This is a genomic window from Streptomyces sp. NPDC001204, assembly GCF_053598035.1.
Map to the genome: position 1 here is coordinate 501078 of NZ_JBSFJL010000002.1, position 24345 is coordinate 525422.

Genomic DNA, 24345 nt, shown 5'->3' on the forward strand with positions numbered 1-24345 from the left:
TACCCGGCACCGATTTGGTCGAGGGGGAGCCACCGCCGGTACCCTGAAGCATTCGCTCGTGAAGCGTCTCGCTTCGTCGCCCGTCGTCGTAATGAAGAGAGCACCGTGGCCGCCGACAAGATCGACACCATCGTCAGCCTGAGCAAGCGCCGTGGCTTCGTATTCCCCTGCAGTGAGATCTACGGCGGTCAGCGTGCCGCCTGGGACTACGGGCCTCTGGGTGTCGAGCTCAAGGAGAACCTCAAGCGTCAGTGGTGGCGCTACATGGTGACGTCCCGCGAGGACGTGGTCGGCATCGACTCGTCCGTGATCCTGGCGCCCGAGGTCTGGGTCGCCTCCGGTCACGTCGCCACCTTCACGGACCCGCTGACGGAGTGCACGTCCTGCCACAAGCGGTTCCGCGCCGACCACCTGGAAGAGGCCTACGAGGAGAAGAAGGGCCGCGCCCCGGAGAACGGTCTCGCGGACATCAACTGCCCCAACTGCGGCAACAAGGGCCAGTTCACCGAGCCCAAGCAGTTCTCGGGCCTGCTCTCCACCCACCTCGGCCCCACCCAGGACTCCGGCTCCGTCGCCTACCTGCGTCCGGAGACCGCCCAGGGCATCTTCACCAACTTCGCCCAGGTGCAGACCACCTCGCGCCGCAAGCCTCCGTTCGGCATCGCCCAGATGGGCAAGTCGTTCCGCAACGAGATCACGCCGGGCAACTTCATCTTCCGCACCCGTGAGTTCGAGCAGATGGAGATGGAGTTCTTCGTCAAGCCGGGCGAGGACGAGAAGTGGCAGGAGTACTGGATGGAGCAGCGCTGGAACTGGTACACCGGCCTGGGTCTCCGTGAGGAGAACATGCGCTGGTACGAGCACCCGAAGGAGAAGCTCTCCCACTACTCCAAGCGCACCGCCGACATCGAGTACCGCTTCCAGTTCGGCGGCAGCGAGTGGGGCGAGCTGGAGGGTGTCGCCAACCGCACCGACTACGACCTCTCCTCCCACGCCAAGGCCTCCGGCCAGGACCTCTCCTACTTCGACCAGGAGGCCGGCGAGCGCTGGACGCCGTACGTCATCGAGCCGGCGGCCGGTGTCGGCCGGGCGATGCTCGCCTTCCTGCTCGACGCCTACGTCGAGGACGAGGCGCCCAACGCCAAGGGCAAGATGGAGAAGCGCACGGTGCTGCGCCTGGACCACCGCCTGGCCCCGGTGAAGGTCGCGGTGCTGCCCCTGTCGCGCAACCCGGAGCTGTCGCCCAAGGCCAAGGGCCTGGCCCAGACCCTGCGCCAGAACTGGAACATCGAGTTCGACGACGCCGGCGCCATCGGCCGCCGTTACCGCCGCCAGGACGAGATCGGCACGCCGTACTGCGTCACGGTCGACTTCGACACCCTCGAGGACAACGCGGTCACCGTCCGCGAGCGCGACACCATGAAGCAGGAGCGCGTCTCCCTCGACCAGATCGAGGGCTACCTGGCCGGCCGCCTCGTCGGCTGCTGACCCGGTAACCCGGCAGTCCCTCAGCGCCGGACGGCCGCCGAGATCTCACTCGGCGGCCGTCCGGCGTTCGCCGTTGCTCAACGGCCTTGCAGGACCTTCACGTTGTCGCCGAAGGTCCAGTTCTTCGACCCGTCCCAGTTGATCGACCAGGTCATCAGGCCCTTCAGACTGGTGCCGTAGTGGCGCCAGGCCTCGGAGACCAGCGCGGGCGCCATGTGGCCGCCGCCCGCGCCGGGCTGGGCGGGCAGGCCCGGGACCTGCTTGTCGTAGGGGACCTTGATCGTCGTGCCCTGGATCACCAGGCCCTTGGCGAGGCAGTCGGTCTGGGCGGTGAAGCCGGCCACCGTGCCGGCCTGGTAGGAGTCGCCGGAGCAGCCGTACATGCTGCCGTTGTAGTACTGCATGTTCAGCCACCACAGGCGGCCGTTGTCGGCGTACTTCTTGATGATCGGCAGGTACGCGCCCCAGATCGAGCCGTAGGCGACGCTGCCGCCGGTGACGTAGGCGGTCTCCGGGGCCATCGTCAGACCGAAGTTCGACGGCATCTGCGCGAGGACTCCGTCGATGATCCGGATCAGGTTGGCCTGGGACGCGGACGGCTGGCCGATGTTCCCGCTGCCGGTCAGGCCCGTCTCGATGTCGATGTCGATGCCGTCGAAGTTGTACTTCTTCAGGATCGGGACGATCGTCGCGACGAACCGGTCCGCCACGGCCGTCGAGTTGAGGTCGATACCGGCCGTCGCGCCGCCGATGGACAGCAGGATCGTCTGTCCGGACGCCTTGGCCGCGCACATCTCCGCGGGCGTCGCCACCTTCACGCCCGTGTCCATGCCGTTCTCCCACAGGGCCGTTCCGTCGGAGCGGATGACCGGGAAGGCCGCGTTGATCACGTTGTAGCCGTGTGCGGCGATGCGCGAGTCGGTGATCGGTGTCCAGCCGAAGGGTGGATGGACGCCGTTGGCGGAGCCGTCCCAGTTCTCCCAGTAGCCCTGGAGCACCTTGCCGGCGGGCCGGGACTTGACGGCGCACGTGTCGGCGGCGGAGGCGGTGGGGGCCAGGGCGACGGAGAGCTGGGTGAGACAGGCGGTCGCCAGGGCGGCGGCGAGCAGACGCAGTCTGCGGCGGATCATGCGGAGCCTCCCGGTGGGGGTGCGGTGAGGTGTCGTAGGCATGACAGTGCTCGTGGTCCAGACCTCTCGTCAATAGGTCTGGACCAAATCGCCGCACCGCTGGGCGTCGCCTCGTGTGACAGATGACAGCTGACAGATATTGAAATCTGTCAGCTGTCATGTCAGGCTGTTTCGGGGTACCCGTCCCACCCGCACTCCGAGCCCCCAAGGAGCCCTCCCTCATGGACACCCGCCACCTCGGAACCACCGGCCCCCAGGTCTCCGCCCTCGGCCTCGGCTGCATGGGCATGTCCGCGCTGTACGGCGAGGCGGACCGGACCGAGTCCATCGCCACCGTGCACGCCGCTCTCGAAGCGGGCGTGACCCTGCTCGACACCGGCGACTTCTACGCCATGGGCCACAACGAGATGCTGGTCGGCGAGGCGCTGCGCACCGCCCCCGCGGCCCGCCGCGAACAGGCCCTGCTCAGCGTGAAGTTCGGCGCCCTGCGCGATCCGGACGGCAACTGGGCCGGCTACGACGGCCGTCCGGCCGCCGTGAAGAACTTCGCCGCCTACTCCCTCCAGCGCCTCGGCGTCGACCACATCGACGTCTACCGGATCGCCCGGGTCGACCCGGACGTGCCGATCGAGGAGACGGTCGGCGCCATCGCGGAACTCGTCGAGAAGGGGCACGTCCGGCACATCGGCCTCAGCGAGGTCGGAGCCGACACGATCCGCCGGGCCGCCGCCACCGCGCCGATCTCGGACGTCCAGATCGAATACTCGCTCGTCTCCCGTGGCGTCGAGGACCGGATCCTGCCCACCACCCGCGAACTCGGCATCGCCATCACGGCGTACGGGGTGCTCTCGCGCGGTCTGATCTCCGGGCACTTCGCCCGCGACCGGAAGCTCGCCGCGAACGACTTCCGGGCCCATTCGCCCCGCTTCCAGGGCGAGAACCTCCAGCACAACCTGGACCTCGTCGAGGCCCTGCGCAAGGTCGCCGAGGGCAAGGGCGTCACGGTCGCGCAGACCGCCATCGCCTGGGTGCTCTCCCGGGGCCCGCGGCACGACACGGTCGTCGTCCCGCTGATCGGCGCCCGCACCCGGGAGCGGCTGGCGGAGGCACTGGGCGCCACGGCCGTCACGCTGGAGGAGGCCGACCTGGCGGCCATCGAGGAGGCCGTCCCGGCGGACGCGGCCGCGGGCGCGCGCTACCCCGAGGCGCAGATGGCCCACCTGGACAGCGAGGGCTGACCCGGCCGCCGGGTACGGTCTAGGGCATGCCACCCACCACCGAGACCCTGACCGCCGAGCGCATCCTCGAGGCGACCGAGGAGGTGCTGCGCCGCCACGGGCCGGCCAAGGCCACCGTGGTGGACGTGGCCCGCGCGCTCGGTGTCAGTCACGGCAGCGTCTACCGGCACTTCCGTACCAAGGCCGCGCTGCGCGAGGCGGTGACCAAACGGTGGCTGGACCGCACGTCCGACGCCCTCGCCGGCATCGCCGCCGAGCACCGTGACCCCGAGGCGCGGCTGCGCGACTGGCTGCGCGGGCTGTTCGAGGCCAAGCGCCGCAAGGCGGGCGACGACCCCGAGCTGTTCGCCACGTACTCGGTGCTCACCGGGGAGAACGGCGTGGCGGTCGGCGAGCACATCGCCGACCTGACCGGCCAGCTGGCCCGCATCGTCCGGGACGGCGTCGCGGCCGGTGCCTTCACGGCCGCCGACCCGGCCGTCGCGGCCCGGGCCCTGTTTCATGCCACCGGCCGCTTCCACGACCCGGGTCATGCCCGGGAGTGGAAGCGGCCGGTGATCGAGGAGGAGTTCGAGGCGGTGCTCGAACTGGTGCTGGGCGGGCTACGAGCCCGTTAGCACCGTCATCTCCCGGGTCAGGTCACGTTCACGGTGACCGTCTTGGAGTGCGTGTCGCCGTGCACCACTCGCAGCTCCTGCTTGCCCTTGAGCGCGAGCTTCGTCGACACCGTGAAGGTGTCGCCCTTCTTGACCGCGGTGGTCTCGCGCAGCGTGGTCCACTTGCCGTTGTTCAGGTGCTGGATGGTCAGCTTCGTGCCGGCCGCCAGGTGCGCGGTGCGCCCGGTGAGTGTCACGCTCTCCCCGGACCTGATCGAGGAGTGGCTGGCCCTGACCGTGATCGACGCGGCCGCCTTGGTCGGCATGGCCTTGTGCGTGCGGGTCGGCATCGGGCTCGGACTGGTCGCGGCGAAGGCTCCGGCAGAACCGGCCGACACCAGCGCGGCGGACAGGGCGCCCGCGGCGACTCCACGGGCACAGCGGCGCAGTGTGAGATGCATGGTGGTCTCCCGTTGGTGGTTCCCCCCTGTGTCACGCGTGCCCCGCAGGGGGCTCATCGCGCTTCTCCAGATTTGCCTCTGATCGCCCGCGCGGCGACTCGGGAGGAGTAACGCGAGGCGGTGAGCGAGCGGCGCTTTGATGAGAATCCGCAGCTCAGCGGGCTTGATCGCGCTTACTTCTTTCTTACCAAGCTCTCCGGCGGCGCCCCGCTCCGAACCGGTTCTCACGCCCCGCAAACATGCGTGTACGATACGTAAGCGGTTCTCGGGGGCTTTTTCGACGTGACCGCCGGCCCCTCTTTCGCGCGTTCAGGGAGCTCAGGCGCCGACGCCCGCCGCCTGCCGCACCTCGTGCTCCTGGAGCCGTTCGGCCGTGCGCTCGGCGGTCCGCCGGGCCCACCGGCCGCTGGTGACCGCGCCCAGTGCCAGGACCGCGGCGCCGCACACCACCAGCACCCACCATCCGTACCGGGCCGCCGGGACGAACGCGTCCCGGTAGGACGAGGAGCCGACGCCCGCGGCCAGCAGCGCGCCGACCACCGCGACCCCGAGGGTCTGCCCGAGCTGGCGGCTGGTGGAGGCGACCGCGGCGGCGACCCCGGCCTGGGCGCGCGGCATCCCGGAGACGGCCGTGTTGGTGATCGGCGCGTTGACGAAGCCGAAGCCGATGCCGAACAGGACGTACCCGACGACGAGCGTGACGTCGGAGGTCTCGGCCTCGAACGCGGCGAACAGCACCGAACTCACCGTCATGGCCGTTCCGGCGATCAGCAGGGGCAGCCGCGGCCCTCGCGTGCCGACCAGTCGCCCGGACAGCGGCGCGCACAGGAAGGTCGGTGCCGCCATCGGCAGCATCCACAGGCCGGCGTGCAGGGCGTCGAGGCCGCGCACGTTCTGCAGGTACAGCGTGGACAGGAACAGGAAGCCGCCGAGCGCCGCGAACGCGCTGATCGCGATGACGGTCGCCCCGCTGAACGGCGCCGAGCGGAAGAAGCGCAGGTCGATGAGCGGTTCGGTGCGGCGCGGCTCGTACCACAGCAGGCCGAGCAGGGCCGCGAGCGCGACGACGGCGAAGGGCAGGACCGTGGCGAGGCCGGAGACCGGGGCCTCGATGATCGCGTACGTCAGGGCGCCGAACAGGGCGATGACCAGGATCTGGCCGACCGGGTCGGGTCGGCGGGCCTTCGGGGCGCGGGACTCGGGGACGAAGCGCGCGGTGAGCACCAGCGCGGCCAGGGCCACCGGCAGGTTGACCCAGAAGATCGAGCGCCAGCCGACCGACTCCACCAGCAGGCCGCCGACGAGCGGACCGGCGGCCATGGATATGCCGACCACCGCGCCCCAGGCCCCGATGGCGCGGGCGCGCTCGCGCGGGTCGGTGAAGGTGTTGGTGATGATCGACATGGCGACCGGGTTGAGCATCGAGCCGCCGACCGCCTGCACCATGCGGAACACGACCAGCAGTTCCAGGTCCGGGGCGAGGGAGCACAGCAGGGAGCCGATGCCGAAGACGACCAGACCCGCCATGAACACGCGTTTGCGGCCGATCCGGTCGGCGGTGGAACCGGCGAGCATCAGCAGCGCGGCGAGCACCAGCGTGTACGCGTCGATCGTCCACTGAAGGCCGGAGGTGCTCGCGTGCAGCTCGCGTTGCATCGAGGGCAGAGCGACGTTCAGAACGGTGTTGTCGAGGCTCACGATCAGCAGGCTCATGCAGCAGATCGCGAGAACCAGGAGCCGTCGTCGGTGGCTGAGCTCGGGCATGCGTCCCATGGTACGGGATTTCAATAGTGCGGTTAACTAATGACTGTTACATGATCCGTGCCGATACGCGACAATGAGGGAATGCCCAAGCCCGAGTCCCCCCTCCAGATCGGCCCGCACACCGTCCGGCCGCCCGTGGTGCTGGCCCCCATGGCCGGTATCACCAACGCGCCCTTCCGCACCCTGTGCCGGGAGTTCAGCCAGGGCAAGGGCCTGTACGTCAGCGAGATGATCACGACCCGGGCGCTGGTCGAGCGCAACGACAAGACCATGCAGCTCATCAGGTTCGACGCGAGCGAGCGCCCGCGCTCCATCCAGCTGTACGGCGTGGACCCGGCCACGGTCGGCAAGGCTGTCCGCATGATCGCGGAGGAGGACCTCGCCGACCACATCGACCTCAACTTCGGCTGCCCGGTGCCCAAGGTGACCCGCAAGGGCGGCGGCTCGGCCCTCCCCTACAAGCGCAACCTGCTGCGGGCGATCCTGCGCGAGGCGGTCAGCGGGGCCGGCGACCTGCCGGTCACGATGAAGATGCGCAAGGGCATCGACGACGACCACATCACCTACCTCGACGCCGGAAGGATCGCGGTCGAGGAGGGCGTGACGGCGATCGCGCTGCACGGCCGCACGGCCGCCCAGCACTACGGCGGCACGGCGGACTGGGACGCCATCGCGCGTCTCAAGGAGCACGTGCCCGAGATCCCGGTGCTCGGCAACGGCGACATCTGGTCGGCCGAGGACGCGCTGCGGATGGTGCGGGAGACCGGCTGCGACGGTGTGGTCGTGGGCCGCGGCTGCCTGGGCCGGCCGTGGCTGTTCGCCGACCTGGTGGCGGCGTTCGAGGGGCGGGTCCAGGACCTGGCCCGCCCGTCCCTGCGCGAGGTCGCGGACGTCATGGTCCGGCACGCCACGCTGCTCGGCGAGTGGATCGGCGACGAGTCGCGCGGTGTCGTCGACTTCCGCAAGCACGTCGCCTGGTACCTGAAGGGCTTCGCGGTCGGCTCCGAGATGCGCAGGCGGCTGGCGGTCACCTCCTCGCTGGAGGAGCTGCGCGCCGGCCTGGACGAGCTGGACCTCGACCAGCCCTGGCCCGCCGGCGCCGACGGGCCCCGCGGCCGCACCTCCGGCAACAACCGGGTGGTACTGCCGGACGGCTGGCTGAAGGACCCCTACGACTGCGCGGGCGTCGGCGAGGACGCCGAACTGGACACCTCCGGCGGCTGACGGTCTCGACCGCCGCGACGGTGCGAACGTTGCCGCTGGGGCACCAGGACCGAGCCCGGCCCGCACCGTCGCGCCTCCCGCCCGCCGTCAGCCCTTCGACGGGTGCGGGGTGGAGCCGTACGCCGTCAGGAAGCGGTCGCGGAAGGCGCTCATCTTCCAGACCGGCGCGTCGTGGTCGGGGCGCAGGCCCTCGGTCCAGCCCCAGTCGTCGATCTTGTCCAGGACCTCGGGGTCCTTGGCGAGGATCGCGCAGGGCACGTCACGGCTGGCGTGGTCGCCGCTGACCCGGGCGTTGGGCTGGTGGTCGCCGAGGACCACGAGCACGGTGTCGTCCTTGCCGTAGCGCTCCAGCCACTGGGTCAGGGCGGTCACCGAGTACTCGATCGACTTGCCGTACCCCTCGCGGGAGCGGGTGGAGCTGGTGAGGATGTCCGCCGGCCTGGTGCCTGCCGCCTCGATGCCCTTGAAGACCGAGCCGTCACCGAGCTGGTCCCAGCCGACCATCTCCGGTACCGGCGCCCAGGGCTGGTGACTGGAGGTCAGGATGAGGAACGAGGTCAGCGGCTTGTCGCGCTTCCTGCCGTGCTCCAGACGCTGGAAGGCCTCCAGCGCGTACTGGTCGGGCATGGTCGACCAGCTGAACTTCGGCCCCTCGTACCCCATCCCGAAGGCGTTGTAGACCTTGTCCAGGCCGTACCACTTCGCCTCCGGCCAGCCCTTCTGCACGCCCGGCATGACGCCGACCGTGTCCCAGGCTCCGGTCTTCCTGAACGCCTCGGTCAGGGTGAGGTGGTCGCCGGAGGTCACCGTGCGGTAGCGGTTCTGGTTGTCGACCCACAGGCCCGACATGAACGTGGAGTGGCCGAGCCAGCTGCCGCCGCCGTACGTCGCCGATGTCAGCCAGCCGCTCCTGGCGTGGAAGCCCGCCTCGGCCAGGGCCCGCGTACTGGCGTCCAGGGTCTTGTTGACGCCCGGCGCGGTGATCGGGTCCTCGATCGCGGTGCGGCCGTAGCTCTCGATGAACGTGAAGATCATGTCCTTGCCGCGCAGGTCCGGCACCAGCTCGCTGCCGGGGGTGTCGCGGAACGGGTCGGCCTCCGCCGTCCTCGCGAACTCCCGCTCGTCCCGGATCGTGGAGCGCAGCGCCTCCTCGTGGTACTTGACCATGGCGACCGTGTGCTCGGAGGCCACCGGGACGCCGGAGACCTGGACGCCCAGCGCCGAGCACGTCATCCACACCACGCTGGCGAGCAGCAGTCCGCGCGTCGAGCGGGCCTTGTCGCGGCCCAGGAAGTCGCCGACGCGCACGAGCGCGAGGGCCATCACGGCGAGCACCGCCAGTACGAGGAGGACGACCCCGGCGGCGGCGAGCAGGGCCGTCGTTCCGCCGAGGGTGTCCGCGAGGTACGACTGGGCGTCGTCCAGCAGCTCCCAGTCGAGGACCACGTTGAAGCTGCGGCCCAGGTACTGGTTGAACTCGATGTCCGTCAGGTTCAGCACGGTCAGCCCGCCGAGGGCCAGCCCGCCGAGCACCGCCACGGCCACCCGCGGCCGGCGCGGCAGCACCAGCAGCACGGCCGCCAGGAGCAGCCCCTCCACCGGCAGCCGCGTGAACGCCGCGACCTGGAACTGCGCCTCCTTGTTCGGCAGCAGAAGCGCGACGGCGACGAGCAGGACCGCGAGAAGGGTGCCCCCGTGGGACACCCTTCGCGCGGCCACGGGATGCGCCCCCTTCCAGCCACGCCAGACCCTGCGAACGGCCCGGGGCCGTATCGCCCGCAGGACACGGAGGGGGAGGGACGGAGAGGCGGGGGCCCCTGCCGGGGGTGCGCCGGATGCGGAGGCCTCGGCGGGTTCGGTGGCGTTGGTCGGTTCGGTGGGTTCTGGGGGTTCGGTGGGCTGGGCGGGTTCGGCGGAGTCGGTGGCGTCGGTCGGTTCGGTGGGTTCTGCGGGTTCTGCGGGTTCGGTGGGCTGGGCGGATTCGATGGGTTCGGCGGGTTCGGCGCGCTGTGCAGGTCCGGCGGCCCGGGTGGGTTCGTCGGCCCTGGCGGATGCGGCGTCGTGCGTGTCCTCGGCGGACACCGCGCCTTCGCCCGAGGACGCGAGGGAATCGGCGGCCCGGGAGGTTGCGTCTTCCTGCGTCGGGGGAGCAGGGGCTTCGGTGGTTCCGTTTTCCGCTGCCCCCGGCTTGCGCGCGGCGGGGACGGGGATGGACCCGGCGGTCCGGGCCGGTGCGGCAGCGGGCGCCTCGGACCCCGGCTCGATCTGCGCGTCCGCCCCCGATTCAGTGCCCGCGTCCGCCTCCGCGCCCGCGCCCGTCTCAGTGCCCGCGTCCGCCTGGGCGCCCCCCGCCTCCGCGCCCGCCTCCGCCTCCGCCGGGTGCAGAGCGGCCGCCTCGGTCCCGCCTCCGTGCGACGCCGGTTCTCCGGCCGGGTCCGATGGTGCACCCGATGACTGGCGTGTATCCGTGTGCTGAGGCACCCGAAGGTCCTTCCGTGCGCGGCGTCGCTGAGGAGGTGGGCCACGCTGGGGCCCCCCACCGCACTCCCGTACGGCCGGGCCCTCACCCGTGTTCACCGGTGCCGGGCAAACACCCGGCAAACGGAGCCCCGACCGAGGGGCAGGGAGCCGTCCGCATGGTGAAATCCGAGCGCCTGTGGCAGCGTGATTCTCGCCACCCTTGATAAGGGTTGCGCTCAGATGAGCGGATCTTGAGCGGCTGCACTTCTCCAAGGTGTGGCACTCAGTGCCACACCTTGATCGTTCATCGATCGAAAACAGACGTGCTGGGAGTCGCTCATTTGAGCGGCTGGGCGAGTCTGCGAGCGTTGATTCGTTCAAGAAGTGAAAACATCTGCACCCGACGGCTTGCCAAGCCTTGACTTTCGATCCGCTGGCGGACGACTGGTTACGGGCGCATGACCCACAAGTGGACGTACCCATCGGCCTTTGATCTGGGTATGTTCCTCGCCGTCAGGGCAGCCACCGCGTCCTCGAGGAGTCGAGACCCGTGTCGGAAAACAAAGATCTCCAGGTAGCCGATCGCGGCAACAGTGTTGAGGGCGTGAAGTTCGTCTACGACTTCACCGAGGGCAACAAGGACCTCAAGGACCTCCTCGGCGGCAAGGGCGCCAACCTGGCCGAGATGACAAACCTGGGTCTTCCGGTCCCGCCGGGCTTCACGATCACCACCGAGGCCTGCAAGGTCTACCTCGACAGCGGCGAGGAGCCCGCGGCACTCCGTGACGAGGTGAGCGCGCACCTCGACGCGCTCGAGCAGAAGATGGGCAAGAAGCTCGGCCAGCCCGACGACCCCCTGCTGGTCTCCGTCCGCTCCGGCGCGAAGTTCTCCATGCCCGGCATGATGGACACCGTCCTGAACATCGGCCTGTCCGACAAGTCCGTCCAGGGTCTGGCCAAGCAGGCCGGCGACGACCGGTTCGCCTGGGACTCCTACCGCCGCCTCATCCAGATGTTCGGCAAGACCGTCCTCGGCGTCGACGGCGAGCTGTTCGAGGACGCCCTCGACAAGGCCAAGGAGACCAAGAAGGTCACCGTCGACACCGAGCTCGAGGCCGCCGACCTGAAGAAGCTGGTCACCACCTTCAAGAAGATCGTCAAGAAGGAGGCCGGCCGGGACTTCCCGCAGGACCCGCGCGAGCAGATGGACCTCGCCATCAAGGCGGTCTTCGACTCCTGGAACGGCGAGCGCGCCAAGCTCTACCGCCGTCAGGAGCGCATCCCGCACGACCTCGGCACGGCCGTCAACATCTGCTCGATGGTGTTCGGCAACCTCGGCCCCGACTCCGGCACCGGCGTCGCCTTCACCCGCGACCCCGCCTCCGGCCAGCAGGGCGTCTACGGCGACTACCTTCAGAACGCGCAGGGCGAGGACGTGGTCGCGGGCATCCGCAACACCGTCCCGCTGGCGGAGCTGGAGCGGATCGACGGCAAGTCGTACGACCGGCTGATGCAGATCATGGAGACGCTGGAGAACCACTACAAGGATCTCTGCGACATCGAGTTCACCATCGAGCGCGGGCAGCTGTGGATGCTGCAGACCCGCGTCGGCAAGCGGACCGCCGGCGCCGCGTTCCGCATCGCCACCCAGCTCGTCGACCAGGGCCTGATCGACGAGGCCGAGGCGCTGAAGCGGGTCACCGGGGCCCAGCTCGCGCAGCTGATGTTCCCGCGGTTCGACGAGCAGGCCAAGGTCGAGCAGGTCGCCCGCGGCATCGCCGCCTCCCCGGGCGCGGCGGTCGGCAAGGCGGTCTTCGACTCGTACACCGCCGTCAAATGGTCCCGCTCGGGCGAGAAGGTCATCCTGGTCCGCCGGGAGACCAACCCCGACGACCTGGACGGCATGATCGCGGCCGAGGGCATCCTGACCTCCCGCGGCGGCAAGACCTCCCACGCCGCCGTGGTCGCCCGCGGCATGGGCAAGACGTGCGTCTGCGGCGCGGAGGACCTGGAGGTCGACACCAAGCGCCGCCGGATGACCGTCCCCGGCGGGCACGTCGTCGAGGAGGGCGACGTGATCTCCATCGACGGCTCCTCGGGCAAGGTGTACCTCGGCGAGGTCCCGGTCGTCCCGTCCCCGGTCGTCGAGTACTTCGAGGGCCGGATGCACCCGGGCGCCGACGACGCGGACGAACTCGTCGAGGCGGTCCACCGGATGATGGCCTTCGCCGACCGCAAGCGCCGCCTGCGGGTGCGCGCCAACGCCGACAACGCCGAGGACGCGCTGCGCGCCCGCCGCTTCGGCGCCCAGGGCATCGGCCTGTGCCGCACCGAGCACATGTTCCTCGGCGACCGCCGCGAGCTGGTGGAGCGGCTGATCCTGGCCGACACCCAGGCCGAGCGCGAGGAGTCCCTCAAGCAGCTCCTGCCGCTCCAGAAGAAGGACTTCGTGGAGCTGTTCGAGGCCATGGACGGCCTGCCGGTCACGGTCCGCCTGCTCGACCCGCCGCTGCACGAGTTCCTGCCCGACATCACCGAGCTGTCGGTGCGCGTGGCCCTCGCCGAGTCCCGCCAGGAGCCGCACGAGAACGAGCTGCGCCTGCTCCAGGCCGTGCACCGCCTGCACGAGCAGAACCCGATGCTCGGACTGCGCGGCGTACGCCTCGGACTGGTCGTCCCCGGCCTGTTCACCATGCAGGTGCGCGCCATCGCCGAGGCGGCCGCCGAGCGCAGGGCCGCCAAGGGCGACCCGCGCGCCGAGATCATGATCCCGCTGGTCGGCACCGTCCAGGAGCTGGAGATCGTCCGCGAGGAGGCCGACCAGGTCATCGCCGAGGTCGAGGCGGCGACCGGTACGCGGCTCAAGCTGGCGATCGGCACGATGATCGAGCTGCCGCGCGCCGCGCTGACCGCGGGCCAGATCGCCGAGGCGGCGGAGTTCTTCTCCTTCGGCACGAACGACCTGACCCAGACGGTGTGGGGCTTCAGCCGCGACGACGTCGAGGCGTCGTTCTTCACCGCCTACCTGGAGAAGGGCATCTTCGGGGTGTCGCCGTTCGAGACCATCGACAAGGACGGCGTCGGCTCCCTGGTGAAGTCCGCCGTCCAGGCCGGCCGGGCCACCCGCCCGGATCTCAAGCTCGGCGTCTGCGGCGAGCACGGCGGCGACCCCGAGTCCGTCCACTTCTTCCACGAGGTGGGTCTGGACTACGTCTCCTGCTCCCCCTTCCGTATCCCGGTGGCACGCCTGGAGGCCGGCCGGGCCTCGGTCGAGGCGGAGGGCAGCGACCACCGGTAAAGACCCCGGAGTCCTCGTCGTGGTCCCCGACCCTCACTACCGATTGCGACGAGGACTCCGGTCCGCGAAAGAAGAGGGGCGGCATCCCGTGCGGGGGTGCCGCCCCTCTCCTACGTTGGATCTCAGGTGTCCGCCGTCCCACCCTCACCAGGGAGCCGTCCATGCCCGGCTGGAACACGCACGACATGCCCGACCAGAGCGGCCGTACCGCCGTCGTCACCGGGGCCAACAGCGGGCTCGGTCTCGTCACCGCGCGTGAACTGGCGCGCAGGGGCGCCCGGGTGGTGCTGGCGTGCCGGAGCGAGGCGCGGGGGAGGGCGGCGGCCGACCTGGTGACGCGTGAAGTACCGGGATCGGAAGTCGAGTTCGCGCGACTGGATCTCGGAGACCTGTTATCCGTAAGGGAGTTCGCGGACGCGTACCCGTACGAGCGGCTCGATCTGCTCGTCGACAACGCCGGGGTGATGGCGCCGCCGCACGGGACGACGGCGGACGGGTTCGAGACCCAGTTCGGGGTCAACCACCTGGGGCACTTCGCCCTCACCGGACTGCTGCTGCCCAGGCTGCTCGACACGCCGGGCGCCCGCGTCGTGACCGTCTCCAGCATGATGCACGTGCTGGCCAACGTCGATCTGCACGACCTCAACAGCGAGCGCCGCTACCGCCGTTGGATCGCCTACGCCCGTTCCAAGACCGCGAACCTGCTCTTCACGCACGAGCTGGCGCGCAGGCTCGCGGCCACCGGGTCCGACGTGGTCGCGGCCGCCGCCCACCCCGGCTACGCCGCCACCAACCTCCAGACCGCGGGACCCCGGGCCGAGGGCCGCCGGACGGCCGAACGGCTCATGGAGGCCGGCAACCTCGTCCTCGCCCAGCGGGCCGAGGCGGGCGCCCTGCCCACGCTGTACGCGGCCACCGCCCCCGGGGTGCGTCCCGACTCCTTCCACGGCCCGTCCTTCGCCATGTGGCGCGGCGCCCCGGCCCCGTCCTGGCGGGCGCCCTGGACCCTCGACGACAGGGGCGGCCGACTGCTCTGGGAGGCGTCCGAGCGGCTCACCGGGGTGTCGTACGACGCGCTGAAGGACTGAGGCGTCCTGAGGGGCTGAGGCGCCCTGGAGGACTGAGGCGTCCTGAAGGCTGAAGCATTCAGAGGACTGACCAGGCCGCACCTCACACACCCCTCGGACCTCAAAAGTCCCTCAGATACGTGGACCGCGCACGGATCCCTGCCTAGGGTCGCGATCATGCCCGACATATCGCTGACCATGGTCGTCCTTCTGTGCCTCGCCGCGTTCGCGGCCGGGTGGATCGACGCCGTGGTCGGCGGGGGCGGGCTCCTGCTGCTGCCGGCGCTGCTGCTGGGACTGCCCGGCGGCACCTCGGCCGCGGCCGCGCTCGGCACCAACAAGGCGGTCGCCATCGTCGGCACCACCGGCGCGGCCGTGACCTACGTCCGCCGGGCGCCCGTGGACGTCCGCACCGCCGTCCGCATCGGGCTGGCCGCGCTCGCCGGCTCCTCCGCCGGGGCGTTCTTCGCGGCCGGGATGAGCACCGAGGTGCTCAAGCCGGTGATCATGGTGGTGCTGCTCGGGGTGGGAACCTTCGTGATCCTGCGTCCCTCGTTCGGCACCGCCCCGGCGCCCGGCCCGGCCACCCGCCGCCGGATCCTCGCGGCGATCGGCCTCGCGGGCCTCGGCATCGGCTTCTACGACGGCCTCATCGGCCCCGGCACCGGCACGTTCCTCGTCCTGGCGCTGACCGCCGTACTGCACCTGGACCTGGTGACCGCCTCCGCCACCGCCAAGATCGTCAACTGCTGCACCAACGCGGGCGCCCTGGCCACCTTCGCCTGGCAGGGCGCGATCCTGTGGCAACTGGCGGCCGTCCTGGCGGTGTTCAACCTGGCGGGCGGCGCCCTGGGCGCGCACACCGCGCTGAAGAAGGGCAGCGGCTTCGTCCGGATCGTGCTGCTGACGGTGGTGTTCGCGCTGGTGGCGAACATGGCCTACCAGCAGTGGGTGGCCTAGTACCCCGACAGGCACCGGCCGGCGCCCGGCGCCGGGTTCAGCGGCTGCCGGTCAGGTGGGCGAAGACGACCACGTTGCCCCGGTAGCCGGTGGTCCTCGAGTAGCCGCCGCCGCAGGTGATGACGCGCAGTTCCGGGCGCTTGGCGGCGCCGTAGACCTTCTCGTCGGGGAAGTCCTCGGTCTCGTAGACCTCGATGGCGTCCACGGTGAAGACGGCGACCCCGCCGTCCCGGCGGTCCACCTCGACGGTGCTGCCCTTCTTCAGGGCGCCGAGGTTGTAGAAGACGGCCGGTCCCCGGGCGTTGTCGACATGGCCGGCGACGATCGCCGTGCCCCGCTCACCGGGGGTGGTGCCGGCCTCGTACCAGCCGGCCAGGTTCTTGTTGTCGGCGGGCGGGGCTTCGAGGCTGCCGGACTTCGTCAGGGCGAGGCCGGTCAGGGGGGCGTCGATCCGGATGGAGGGGATGCGTATGCGCAGGGGCGGGGACGGCGGCAGCGCGGGGGCGGCGCGGGCTTCCTCACCGGGGTCGAGCACGCCCTCCGCCGCACCGGGCTGGGGCGGGGCGTGCGTCTCGGCGCCGCTGTGCAGCAGCCAGGCGCCGGAGCAGAAGGCGACCACGGTGACGGTCGCTATCGCGGTGTTGCCTATGCGCATACGGACGACCCCTCTCGGAACCCCGCGGGATTCCTTCCGGCCCCCCTTTCGGCCCCTGGGACCCCTCCCGGACTCGGTGTCCCGCACCCCCCTCCGGGCCGCGAGGGGCGTCGCACCCGGAAGGGGGCGGGGACATGCGGTACCGGCGGACGGACAGCGGAGGGTGTCCGTCAGATCCCGTCGCCTCTCGCCCGGCGATGCAGGAGCCAGGTACCGCCCGCGGCGGCGACGGCGAGAGCCGCCACACCTGCCGCGGTCTTCACGGGGTCGCGGTCCTGCGCGCCGCCGACCCCTGTCTTCATGCTTCCCCGGGGTTCCACCTGCCCCTGCGCGGCCATCAGCGTGACGACCAGGTCGCCCCTGACCTCCTGGTCGCCCTCGGCGCACTGCGCGACGATCTCGTACGTCCCCGGCTGCGCGCTCTCCGGAACCCGGAACCGCCCGACCGCCTCGCCCTCGCGCGCGCTGGGCACCAGCGTGAAGGGACCCGCGCCGACCGCGCTGGCGTCACCCGCCGCGGACGCCTTCTTGCCGCACCCCGTGGTGTTCACCGTGACCTGGGCGCCCGGCTGGACCGAGTACGGATTCACCTCCAGGCGGCCACCGGCCGCGGCGTACGCGGGCGCGGCCAGACCGCCCACGGCGGCCGCGGTGAGCACGGCCCCGGCCACGGCCCTGGCCGGCCGGCGGGCGATACGTCGCATCGGTGCTCCTCCGGGCTCTGCGGTGGGGCGACGGCCCGCGACACCCGGGTGTGCCGCCGTCGGCCGTGCCCCTGCCCTGACGAGGTAAGTGGCCCGGCGCCGTTCCCGCTTGCTGAAGGTCCGTCAGAAATGCGGCGAACGGGTGGCCGGACCACCCGCCCCGGACCGCCCCGCGGTCGACATTTCCGCAGGCCAGGGCCGATCTGCTGACGGCGCGTCGGAGACCACCCGGAAGGGCGCGGCGCGTGGGGGTGAACGGGTGCCGCCCACGGGCGCCGTGACCCCCTGACTCCCAGCGCCACGCGCAGGGTCCCCGGGTCGCCGCGCCGGGCGGTCTACGCTGCCACCGTTGCCCATGACGTTCGACGGCCGAGCGCCCTGGGAGTACGCCTCGAAGCGTTCCCGGGTACCCGGATCGCTCCGGCCGCCCGAGGAAGGGACGATGCGATGGCTCCTGACATCTGGACCAGGGCCGCGATCGAGGAACACTGGCGGGCGTCGGAACGTGGGGACACCGAAGCCGAGCACGCCATCTACGCCGCGGACGCGATCCTCGACTACCCCCAGTCGGGTGAACGGTTCCGGGGCCGCGCGACGATCTCGGCGCAGCGTGGCGGGCACCCCGCCAGTCGGCACTTCACCGTCCACCGGATCACCGGCACCGGGACTCTGTGGGTGAGCGAGTGTGTCATCACCTACGACGGGGTGCCCACCTACTCGGTGAGCATCATGGAGTTCGTCCACGGACAAGTGGTGCACGAGACGCAGTACTTCGCGGACGCCTTCGGCGCACCCGAATGGCGGACGGCACTCGCGGAGCCGATGCCGGGCAGGAACATCACCAGGGCCTGACCGGCTCCGGGCAGGCCCGGACGCCCGTCCGCCTGCGCCGGCAGGGTGGAGCCGGGGCCCTCGTCCGGCAGCACGACCAGCCGTACGGTCATGCGGCGTGACCCGGCTGCGGCCGCCCCGGCCGGGAAGGCGGGGGCGGCCGTGACGCTTGGAACGGGGCGGTCAGTTCACGTTGGTCGCGCTCCAGGCCGCTGCCACCGCGTTGTACTCGGTGCTGCCGGCGCCGTAGAGGTCCTTGGCGGCGTTCAGGGTCGCCGTCCTCGCGCCCGCGTACTTCGTGGAGGACGTCATGTAGACCGTCAGGGCCCGGTACCAGATCTTGCCGAGCTTGTCGCGGCCGATGCCCGTCACCGAGGAGTTGTCGCAGGTGGGGGAGTCGTAGGCGACGCCGTTGACGGTCCTGGTGCCGCTGCCCTCGGCGAGCAGGTAGGCGAAGTGGTTGGCGACGCCTGAGGAGTAGTGGACGTCGAGGTTGCCCACCGAACTGCTCCAGCAGTCGGCCGAACTGCCGTCCTTGGAGGGCTTGTCCATGTAGCGCAGGGCCGACTTGCCGAAGCCGGAGCGGACGATCTTCTCGCCGATCAGGTAGTCCCCGGGGTCCGAGGGGTTGTCGGCGTACCACTCCACCAGCGTGCCCAGGATGTCCGAGGTGGCCTCGTTCAGACCGCCGGACTCGCCCGAGTACGTCAGTGCCGCCGTCTTCGACGTCACGCCGTGGCTCATCTCGTGTCCGGCCACGTCGAGGGCGACCAGCGGGCCGAACGTGGTGCCGTCACCGTCGCCGTACGTCATGCAGAAGCAACTGTCGTCCCAGAAGGCGTTGTTGTAGTTGCTGCCGTAGTGGACGCGGTTGTACGAGCCCTTGCCGTCGCCCGCGATGCCGTTGCGGCCGTGGACGTTCTTGTAGTAGTCCCAGGTCTCGTTGGTGCCGTACTGCGCGTCGACCGCCGCCGTCGCGCGGTCCGCGGTCGTGCCCGTGCCCCAGTGGTTGTCGGCGTCCGTGAACAGCGTTGCGGGGGCGCGCTGGAAGCAGACGCCGAAGAAGCACAGGTCGGTCTTGTTCTCCGCGTCGCCCGTGTACGTGTTGCCCCGCGTCGGGTCCTTGAGCTGGTACGTCGAGCCCGAGAGCGTGGTCTCCAGGGGCACCGTTCCGCTGTAGAGCGACTGGCCGTCGCCCGTCGCCGTCTCGATGCTGTCCCAGGCGTCGATCTGCGCGCCCGTGCGGGCGTCGGTCAGCACCGTACGGGCCACCGGGTTGCCGAGCGAGTCCAGCCCGACCGCGTTGGTGCGCCAGGCCAGGCGCGGGGCGCCGTGCAGGGCGTCGACGATCAACTCCGGCTTGGCCTTGACCTGTTGCAGCTTCGTTCCCTGGTTCTCCGTGCGCAGCGCGTTCACCGCGAGGTCGGCCGCCTTCGGAGCGGGGAGCCGGGGCGTGGTGCTCGCGAGGGAGACCGTGCCCTTCGAGGCCCGGTTGGCGCCGCGGTAGCTGCCGTCCGCAGCCAGATGGACGATGAAGTCACCTCCCAGCACGGGTAGTTGGTGGTACGTACGGTCGTAACGGACGTGCTGCGCGCCGTTCTCGTCGACGATCACGTCCCGTACGGTGGTGGCCTCGGCGGAGGTGAGGCCCAGGGCCGTGGAGTGGTTCACGAGCGCCGACGCGGCGTTGTGGATCGCGGCGGCCCGGTCGGGTCTGCCCTCCGCGTGCGCGGCGGGGGAGAGGGCTGCGGCCAGCAGGGTGGCGGTGGTGGCGGCCACGCCGGCCGTGGCAAGGCGGGAAGCTCGGATGTGCCGTGTCCGACTCATCGGTCTCCTTGAGCGCGGGCGCCCCGGGGGGCGCTTGGGGGTTGCGCTGGCATTTCCCAGAGATTTAAGTGCTCATGACATGTCATGTCCATAGCGTCCACAGGATGGGTGTGTGGGGAGAGAGAATCGTTTCCGTGACGACTTCGACTGCTCCGACGCCGCCGCCCGCACCGCTTCCGTTCTTCGTCTACGGCACCCTGCGCCCCGGCGAGGGCAACCACGGCCTGTTCCTGCGCGGCCGCACCCGCTCCGAGGAGCCCGCCCGGCTGTCCGGCGTGGTGCTCTACGACGGACCCGGCTATCCCTACGCCGTGGAGGAACCCGGCGGGCTGGTGCGGGGCGACCTCGTCGCCGCCCGGCCGGACGAGTACGGCGAGGTGCTCACCGCCCTGGACCGGTTGGAGGGTTACGTGGCCGGCGATCCGCGCAGCCTCTACGAGCGCATCGAGCGCGAGGTGGTCCGCGAGACCGACGGAGCGACCGTACGCGCCTGGGTCTACGTCGCCGGACCGTCCGTCACCCGGCAACTGCGCACCGAGGGCGTGCGCATCGAGGGCGGGGACTGGCGAGCGCGGCACGCGCGGCACCGGGTCTGACGGACGGCGACGCGGCCGGGGGCCGGGTCGGCGACCTTCCGGGTGCGAAGACCGCCCGCCGTGGGCAGGAGCATGGCGTGCGGGAAGTCCCTCTCGGCGCCGGCCGGTTCACCCCCGGCCGACAGGCGCCCGGCCCTGCGGCGTCCGTCCGCCGTGCGGCGTCCGCTCGGCCGTGCGGCGTCCGTCCGCCCTGCGGCGTCTGCCCGCCGTGCCGCGTCCGCCCGTCCTGCGGCGGGCCCTACCCGGCGTCGGCCAGGGCCCTGGCCACCCCGTGCTCCGTGCGGCCCAGGAACTTCGGGTCCGGCTGGAACACCGCCTCCAGGGCCGCCTTGCCGGCCGCGAACACCTCGCGGGTGCCGCCGTAGTACCAGGTGACGTCGTGCTTGGCGTCGACGCCGACACCGTAGGAGTCGATGCCCGCCGCGTCGCACAGGGCGACCGCGCGCCGGACGTGGAAACCCTGGGTGACCAGGACCGCCCGGTCCACGCCGAAGATCTTCTTCGCGCGGACGCAGGAGTTCCAGGTGTCGAAGCCGGCGTAGTCGCTCACGATCCGTATACCGGGCACACCCCGCTCGGTCAGGTACGTGCGCATCGCGTCCGGCTCGTCGTAGTCCTCGCGGCTGTTGTCGCCGGTCACCAGGAGCACCTTGACCCGGCCCTCGTGGTACAGCTTCGCCGCCGCGTCCAGCCGGTGCGCCAGGTACGGTGACGGCTCCCCGTCCCACAGGCCCGCGCCGAAGACCACGGCCACGTCGGTGCGCGGCGCGTCCGCCGTGGTGCGCAGCCGGTCGCCGGCCACGACGTACATCCAGGTCGCCGGGAGCAGGGCCAGCACGCACCCGGCCATCACCGCCCGCACCAGCAGCCGCCGCCCGGCACGGGTGCGCGGCAGGCGCGGACGTGTCCACGACGGTCGGCGCGGCAGGCGCGGCGTATGCGTCAGGCGCATCGGTCAGTCCCCTCCCCAGGCGGCCCCACGGCCCTCGATCAGCAAGGACGCGGCGCACGCCACCCAGGTTCACCCGCCCCTGCCCCCATTCTCGTGACGGCGAGCACGGCGGGTGCGGCGGGTGCGGCGGATACGGCAGACAGAGCAGACACAGCAGCGGAGTCCGGGCGGCGGCCCGCGCCCGCCAGGGCCCGGCGGGCGGGACACGCACACCGTCGCGGACCGGAGACGGACGGTGACATCCCGATTGTCGGTACCTGCGCTTACTGTCGAATCATGGAAGGGACCGCATCCGAAGCAGCCCGGCCGCGCGAGCACACCCCCCGGCCGCCCGAGAACCATATGCCGCCCGCCGGCTACGAGGCGCCGGCCGTCGAGCGGTGGGCCACCGAGCCGGACAAGCGGCCGGGGCGTACCGCCTTCCAGCGCGACCGCGCGCGCGTACTGCACTCCGCGGCCCTCAGACGGCTGGCCGGCAAGACCCAGGTGGTCACACCCGGCGAGTACGGGCAGGCCTGGGACGCCAGCCCCCGCACCCGGCTCACCCACTCGCTCGAATGCGCCCAGGTCGGCCGTGAGCTGGGTGCCGCCCTCGGCTGCGACCCCGACCTGGTGGAGGCGGCCTGCCTCTCCCACGACCTGGGCCACCCGCCCTTCGGGCACAACGGCGAACAGGCGCTGAACGAGTTCGCGCGGGACTGCGGCGGTTTCGAGGGCAACGCCCAGTCCCTGCGCCTGCTCACCCGCATCGAGCCCAAGCGGTTCGTCGTCGACGCCGCCACGGACGAACTCGTCAGCGTCGGCCTCAACCTCACCCGCGCCGCCCTCGACGCCGCCACCAAGTACCCCTGGCCGCGCGGCGCCCACCCCACCGACCCGGCCTCGCCCAAGTTCGGTGTCTACGAGGACGACAGGCCGGTCTTCGACTGGGTGCGCAAGGACGCGCCCGGCACCCGCACCTGCTTCGAGGCCCAGGTCATGGACTGGGCGGACGACGTGGCGTACTCGGTGCACGACGTGGAGGACGGGCTGCACGCCGGCCACATCGACCCGGGCTGCCTGCACGCCGAACCCGAGCGGCAGGAGGTGTTCGCGGTCGCCGTCGGCCGCTACGTCCCGGCCGGCACCGACCCCGAGGAACTCGCCGAGGCCCTCGACCGCCTCCTGGACCAGGAGTGGTGGCCGCACGGGTACGACGGGTCGGCCGTCGCCCAGGCCCGTCTGAAGGACGCCACCAGCCAGCTCATCGGCCGCTTCTGCCTGGCCGCCGAGGGTGCCACCCGGCAGGCGTACGGCAGCGGCGGTCTCACGCGCTACGGCGCGGAGCTCGTCGTCCCCCGGACCACCCGAATGGAGTGCGCGGTCCTCAAGGCCGTCGCCGACCGGTACGTCATGCAGCGCGCCGAGCAGGAGCGGCTGCGCGCCGACCAGCGGATCGTGGTCGCCGAACTGGCCGAGGCGCTGACCGCCCGCGCCCCCTACGGCCTCGACCCCCAGTTCCGCGCCCTGTTCGACCAGGCCGCCGACGACCGTGCGCGCAAGCGCGTGCTCGTCGACCAGATCGCCTCCCTCACCGACGCCTCGGCCCGTTCGCTTCACGCGCGTCTGAGAGGGCACGCATGACTTCGGGAGAGCGCGCATGACATTGACAGCAGGTTTACGGACACCCGTGGTACGGGTGGGACCCGAGTGAACCCAGTGACCCCGACCGGGTCCCCAGGTGACCCTCCGTGGCCTGATCGGGCCACTCCCCCTTCCCGCACCACGCTCCGTGCGGGACGCTCCCATGTGGCGGCACCCTTACGAGGAGGCATCAAGTGGTCGACGCGGATCAGACATTCGTCATCGTCGGAGGAGGTCTCGCCGGCGCGAAGGCGGCCGAGACCCTGCGCGCGGAGGGCTTCAGCGGCCGCGTGATCCTCGTGTGCGACGAGCGCGACCACCCCTACGAGCGGCCGCCGCTGTCCAAGGGCTACCTGCTCGGCAAGGAGGAGCGCGACAGCGTCTTCGTGCACGAGCCCGCCTGGTACGCGCAGAACGACATCGAGCTGCACCTCGGCCAGACGGTCGTCGCGATCGACCGCGCCGCCAGGACCGTCCACTACGGGGACGACGGCACCCATGTGCGCTACGACAAGCTGCTGCTGGCCACCGGCGCCGAACCGCGCCGCCTGGACATCCCCGGCACCGACCTCGCCGGCGTCCACCACCTGCGCCGCCTCGCCCACGCCGAGCGCCTCAAGCACGTCCTGACCCACCTCGGCCGGAACAACGGCCACCTCGTCATCGCGGGCGCCGGCTGGATCGGCCTGGAGGTCGCGGCGGCGGCCCGCGAGTACGGCGCCGAGGTCACCGTCGTCGAGCCGGCCGCCACCCCGCTGCACGGCGCGCTCGGCCCCGAACTGGGCCAGCTCTTCGCCGACCTGCACCGCGAGCACGGCGTCCGCTTCCACTTCGGCGCCCGGCTGACCGAGATCGTCGGGCAGGACGGCATGGTGCTCGCCGTCCGGACCGACGACGGCGAGGAGCACCCCTGCCACGACGTGCTCGCCGCGATCGGCGCCGCGCCGCGCCTCGCCCTGGCGGAGTCGGCGGGCCTGGAACTGGCCGACCGGGCCCACGGCGGCGGCATCAAGGTGGACGAGCGGCTGCGCACGTCCGACCCGGACATCCACGCGGCCGGCGACGTGGCCTCCTTCCCGCTCGGACTGTTCGGCACCCGGCTGCGGGTGGAGCACTGGGCCAACGCGCTCAACGGCGGCCCGGCCGCGGCCCGCGCGATGCTCGGCCAGGAGACCGTGTACGACCGCGTGCCCTACTTCTTCACCGACCAGTACGACCTGGGCATGGAGTACAGCGGCTGGGCACCCCCCGGCTCGTACGACGAGGTGGTGATCCGCGGGGACGCCGGAAAGCGCGAGTTCATCGCGTTCTGGGTGAAGGAGGGCCGTGTCCTGGCCGGGATGAACGTCAACGTGTGGGACGTCACGGACCCGATCCAGCGCCTGATCCGCACGAGGGCACGCGTGGACACGGAGGCGCTCGCGGACCCGCACGTGCCGCTGGACGGCCTGGTCCCGTAGCCGGACGGGAG

The 24345-nt window shown here is 71.3% G+C and carries 19 protein-coding genes; 11 read left to right on the forward strand and 8 right to left on the reverse strand.

The window, feature by feature from the left end:
- Positions 1 to 105 precede the first annotated feature (105 nt).
- Positions 106 to 1488 (forward strand): glycine--tRNA ligase, encoded by a 1383-nt coding sequence (locus tag ACWC91_RS05090; protein ID WP_225075063.1) that lies wholly within the window; start codon positions 106 to 108, stop codon positions 1486 to 1488.
- 77 nt (positions 1489 to 1565) lie between these two features.
- On the opposite strand, the gene ACWC91_RS05095 is transcribed toward ACWC91_RS05090, so the two are convergent.
- Complete coding sequence (locus tag ACWC91_RS05095) at positions 1566 to 2618, reverse strand: chitinase (protein ID WP_376500982.1); 1053 nt, start codon at positions 2616 to 2618, stop codon at positions 1566 to 1568.
- Between the two features lie 221 nt (positions 2619 to 2839).
- On the opposite strand from ACWC91_RS05095, the gene ACWC91_RS05100 reads away from it, so the two are divergent.
- Positions 2840 to 3856 (forward strand): aldo/keto reductase, encoded by a 1017-nt coding sequence (locus ACWC91_RS05100; RefSeq protein WP_225075061.1) that lies wholly within the window; start codon positions 2840 to 2842, stop codon positions 3854 to 3856.
- A 26-nt stretch (positions 3857 to 3882) separates the two neighbouring features.
- A complete protein-coding gene (locus ACWC91_RS05105; RefSeq protein ID WP_450640905.1) occupies positions 3883 to 4473 on the forward strand; it encodes a TetR family transcriptional regulator in 591 nt (196 codons plus the stop codon).
- 17 nt (positions 4474 to 4490) lie between these two features.
- Here the strand turns inward: ACWC91_RS05105 and ACWC91_RS05110 are convergent, their stop codons facing one another.
- Positions 4491 to 4913 carry a hypothetical protein gene (locus ACWC91_RS05110; RefSeq protein WP_225075059.1) on the reverse strand — a complete coding sequence of 141 codons (423 nt, stop codon included), beginning with the start codon at positions 4911 to 4913 and terminating at the stop codon, positions 4491 to 4493.
- 318 nt (positions 4914 to 5231) lie between these two features.
- Positions 5232 to 6677, reverse strand: a complete 1446-nt coding sequence (locus ACWC91_RS05115) for an MFS transporter (RefSeq protein ID WP_225075058.1) — start codon at positions 6675 to 6677, stop codon at positions 5232 to 5234.
- Positions 6678 to 6758: 81 nt separating this feature from the next.
- Here ACWC91_RS05115 and dusB point away from each other — a divergent pair, with 81 nt between their 5' ends.
- Complete coding sequence (gene dusB, locus ACWC91_RS05120; protein ID WP_225075057.1) at positions 6759 to 7901, forward strand: tRNA dihydrouridine synthase DusB; 1143 nt, start codon at positions 6759 to 6761, stop codon at positions 7899 to 7901.
- An 87-nt stretch (positions 7902 to 7988) separates the two neighbouring features.
- On the opposite strand, the gene ACWC91_RS05125 is transcribed toward dusB, so the two are convergent.
- The gene (locus ACWC91_RS05125) at positions 7989 to 9983 is read right to left on the reverse strand and encodes a CDP-alcohol phosphatidyltransferase (protein ID WP_450640908.1); all 1995 of its coding nucleotides are present in this window, start codon (positions 9981 to 9983) and stop codon (positions 7989 to 7991) included.
- A 928-nt stretch (positions 9984 to 10911) separates the two neighbouring features.
- Between ACWC91_RS05125 and ppdK the strand changes: the two genes are divergently transcribed.
- The 3 genes from ppdK (at position 10912) to ACWC91_RS05140 (ending at position 15686) form a co-directional block, all read left to right on the forward strand.
- Positions 10912 to 13659: a pyruvate, phosphate dikinase gene (gene ppdK, locus ACWC91_RS05130; protein ID WP_376500974.1), complete on the forward strand. Its 2748-nt coding sequence runs from the start codon at positions 10912 to 10914 to the stop codon at positions 13657 to 13659.
- Positions 13660 to 13820: 161 nt separating this feature from the next.
- Positions 13821 to 14747: an oxidoreductase gene (locus tag ACWC91_RS05135; protein WP_225075054.1), complete on the forward strand. Its 927-nt coding sequence runs from the start codon at positions 13821 to 13823 to the stop codon at positions 14745 to 14747.
- A gap of 156 nt (positions 14748 to 14903) precedes the next feature.
- A complete protein-coding gene (locus ACWC91_RS05140) occupies positions 14904 to 15686 on the forward strand; it encodes a sulfite exporter TauE/SafE family protein (RefSeq protein WP_225075053.1) in 783 nt (260 codons plus the stop codon).
- A gap of 37 nt (positions 15687 to 15723) precedes the next feature.
- On the opposite strand, the gene ACWC91_RS05145 is transcribed toward ACWC91_RS05140, so the two are convergent.
- Both ACWC91_RS05145 and ACWC91_RS05150 read right to left on the reverse strand, forming a co-directional pair.
- Positions 15724 to 16341, reverse strand: coding sequence for a class F sortase (locus ACWC91_RS05145; protein ID WP_225075052.1), 618 nt, complete (start codon positions 16339 to 16341; stop codon positions 15724 to 15726).
- A 170-nt stretch (positions 16342 to 16511) separates the two neighbouring features.
- Positions 16512 to 17045, reverse strand: coding sequence for a hypothetical protein (locus ACWC91_RS05150; protein WP_225075051.1), 534 nt, complete (start codon positions 17043 to 17045; stop codon positions 16512 to 16514).
- A gap of 447 nt (positions 17046 to 17492) precedes the next feature.
- On the opposite strand from ACWC91_RS05150, the gene ACWC91_RS05155 reads away from it, so the two are divergent.
- Positions 17493 to 17897, forward strand: a complete 405-nt coding sequence (locus tag ACWC91_RS05155; RefSeq protein WP_225075050.1) for a nuclear transport factor 2 family protein — start codon at positions 17493 to 17495, stop codon at positions 17895 to 17897.
- Between the two features lie 162 nt (positions 17898 to 18059).
- Here the strand turns inward: ACWC91_RS05155 and ACWC91_RS05160 are convergent, their stop codons facing one another.
- The gene (locus ACWC91_RS05160; RefSeq protein ID WP_225075049.1) at positions 18060 to 19703 is read right to left on the reverse strand and encodes a M4 family metallopeptidase; all 1644 of its coding nucleotides are present in this window, start codon (positions 19701 to 19703) and stop codon (positions 18060 to 18062) included.
- Between the two features lie 134 nt (positions 19704 to 19837).
- Here ACWC91_RS05160 and ACWC91_RS05165 point away from each other — a divergent pair, with 134 nt between their 5' ends.
- On the forward strand, positions 19838 to 20299 hold the full coding sequence (locus tag ACWC91_RS05165) for a gamma-glutamylcyclotransferase family protein (protein WP_225075048.1): 462 nt from the start codon (positions 19838 to 19840) through the stop codon (positions 20297 to 20299).
- A 238-nt stretch (positions 20300 to 20537) separates the two neighbouring features.
- Here the strand turns inward: ACWC91_RS05165 and ACWC91_RS05170 are convergent, their stop codons facing one another.
- Positions 20538 to 21251: a SanA/YdcF family protein gene (locus tag ACWC91_RS05170; protein WP_376500970.1), complete on the reverse strand. Its 714-nt coding sequence runs from the start codon at positions 21249 to 21251 to the stop codon at positions 20538 to 20540.
- A gap of 276 nt (positions 21252 to 21527) precedes the next feature.
- On the opposite strand from ACWC91_RS05170, the gene ACWC91_RS05175 reads away from it, so the two are divergent.
- The gene (locus ACWC91_RS05175) at positions 21528 to 22874 is read left to right on the forward strand and encodes a deoxyguanosinetriphosphate triphosphohydrolase (RefSeq protein ID WP_225075046.1); all 1347 of its coding nucleotides are present in this window, start codon (positions 21528 to 21530) and stop codon (positions 22872 to 22874) included.
- A gap of 194 nt (positions 22875 to 23068) precedes the next feature.
- Complete coding sequence (locus ACWC91_RS05180; protein WP_225075045.1) at positions 23069 to 24334, forward strand: NAD(P)/FAD-dependent oxidoreductase; 1266 nt, start codon at positions 23069 to 23071, stop codon at positions 24332 to 24334.
- Positions 24335 to 24345: the final 11 nt, after the last annotated feature.

Bases quoted from the DNA above. Each gene is read 5' to 3' on its own strand.
- ACWC91_RS05095 (WP_376500982.1), bottom strand. From the start codon at position 2,618: ATGATCCGCCGCAGACTGCGTCTGCTCGCCGCCGCCCTGGCGACCGCC.
- ACWC91_RS05100 (WP_225075061.1), top strand. From the start codon at position 2,840: ATGGACACCCGCCACCTCGGAACCACCGGCCCCCAGGTCTCCGCCCTC.
- ACWC91_RS05105 (WP_450640905.1), top strand. From the start codon at position 3,883: ATGCCACCCACCACCGAGACCCTGACCGCCGAGCGCATCCTCGAGGCG.
- ACWC91_RS05110 (WP_225075059.1), bottom strand. From the start codon at position 4,913: ATGCATCTCACACTGCGCCGCTGTGCCCGTGGAGTCGCCGCGGGCGCC.
- ACWC91_RS05115 (WP_225075058.1), bottom strand. From the start codon at position 6,677: ATGCCCGAGCTCAGCCACCGACGACGGCTCCTGGTTCTCGCGATCTGC.
- dusB (WP_225075057.1), top strand. From the start codon at position 6,759: ATGCCCAAGCCCGAGTCCCCCCTCCAGATCGGCCCGCACACCGTCCGG.
- ACWC91_RS05135 (WP_225075054.1), top strand. From the start codon at position 13,821: ATGCCCGGCTGGAACACGCACGACATGCCCGACCAGAGCGGCCGTACC.
- ACWC91_RS05140 (WP_225075053.1), top strand. From the start codon at position 14,904: ATGCCCGACATATCGCTGACCATGGTCGTCCTTCTGTGCCTCGCCGCG.
- ACWC91_RS05145 (WP_225075052.1), bottom strand. From the start codon at position 16,341: ATGCGCATAGGCAACACCGCGATAGCGACCGTCACCGTGGTCGCCTTC.
- ACWC91_RS05150 (WP_225075051.1), bottom strand. From the start codon at position 17,045: ATGCGACGTATCGCCCGCCGGCCGGCCAGGGCCGTGGCCGGGGCCGTG.
- ACWC91_RS05155 (WP_225075050.1), top strand. From the start codon at position 17,493: ATGGCTCCTGACATCTGGACCAGGGCCGCGATCGAGGAACACTGGCGG.
- ACWC91_RS05160 (WP_225075049.1), bottom strand. From the start codon at position 19,703: ATGAGTCGGACACGGCACATCCGAGCTTCCCGCCTTGCCACGGCCGGC.
- ACWC91_RS05170 (WP_376500970.1), bottom strand. From the start codon at position 21,251: ATGCGCCTGACGCATACGCCGCGCCTGCCGCGCCGACCGTCGTGGACA.
- ACWC91_RS05175 (WP_225075046.1), top strand. From the start codon at position 21,528: ATGGAAGGGACCGCATCCGAAGCAGCCCGGCCGCGCGAGCACACCCCC.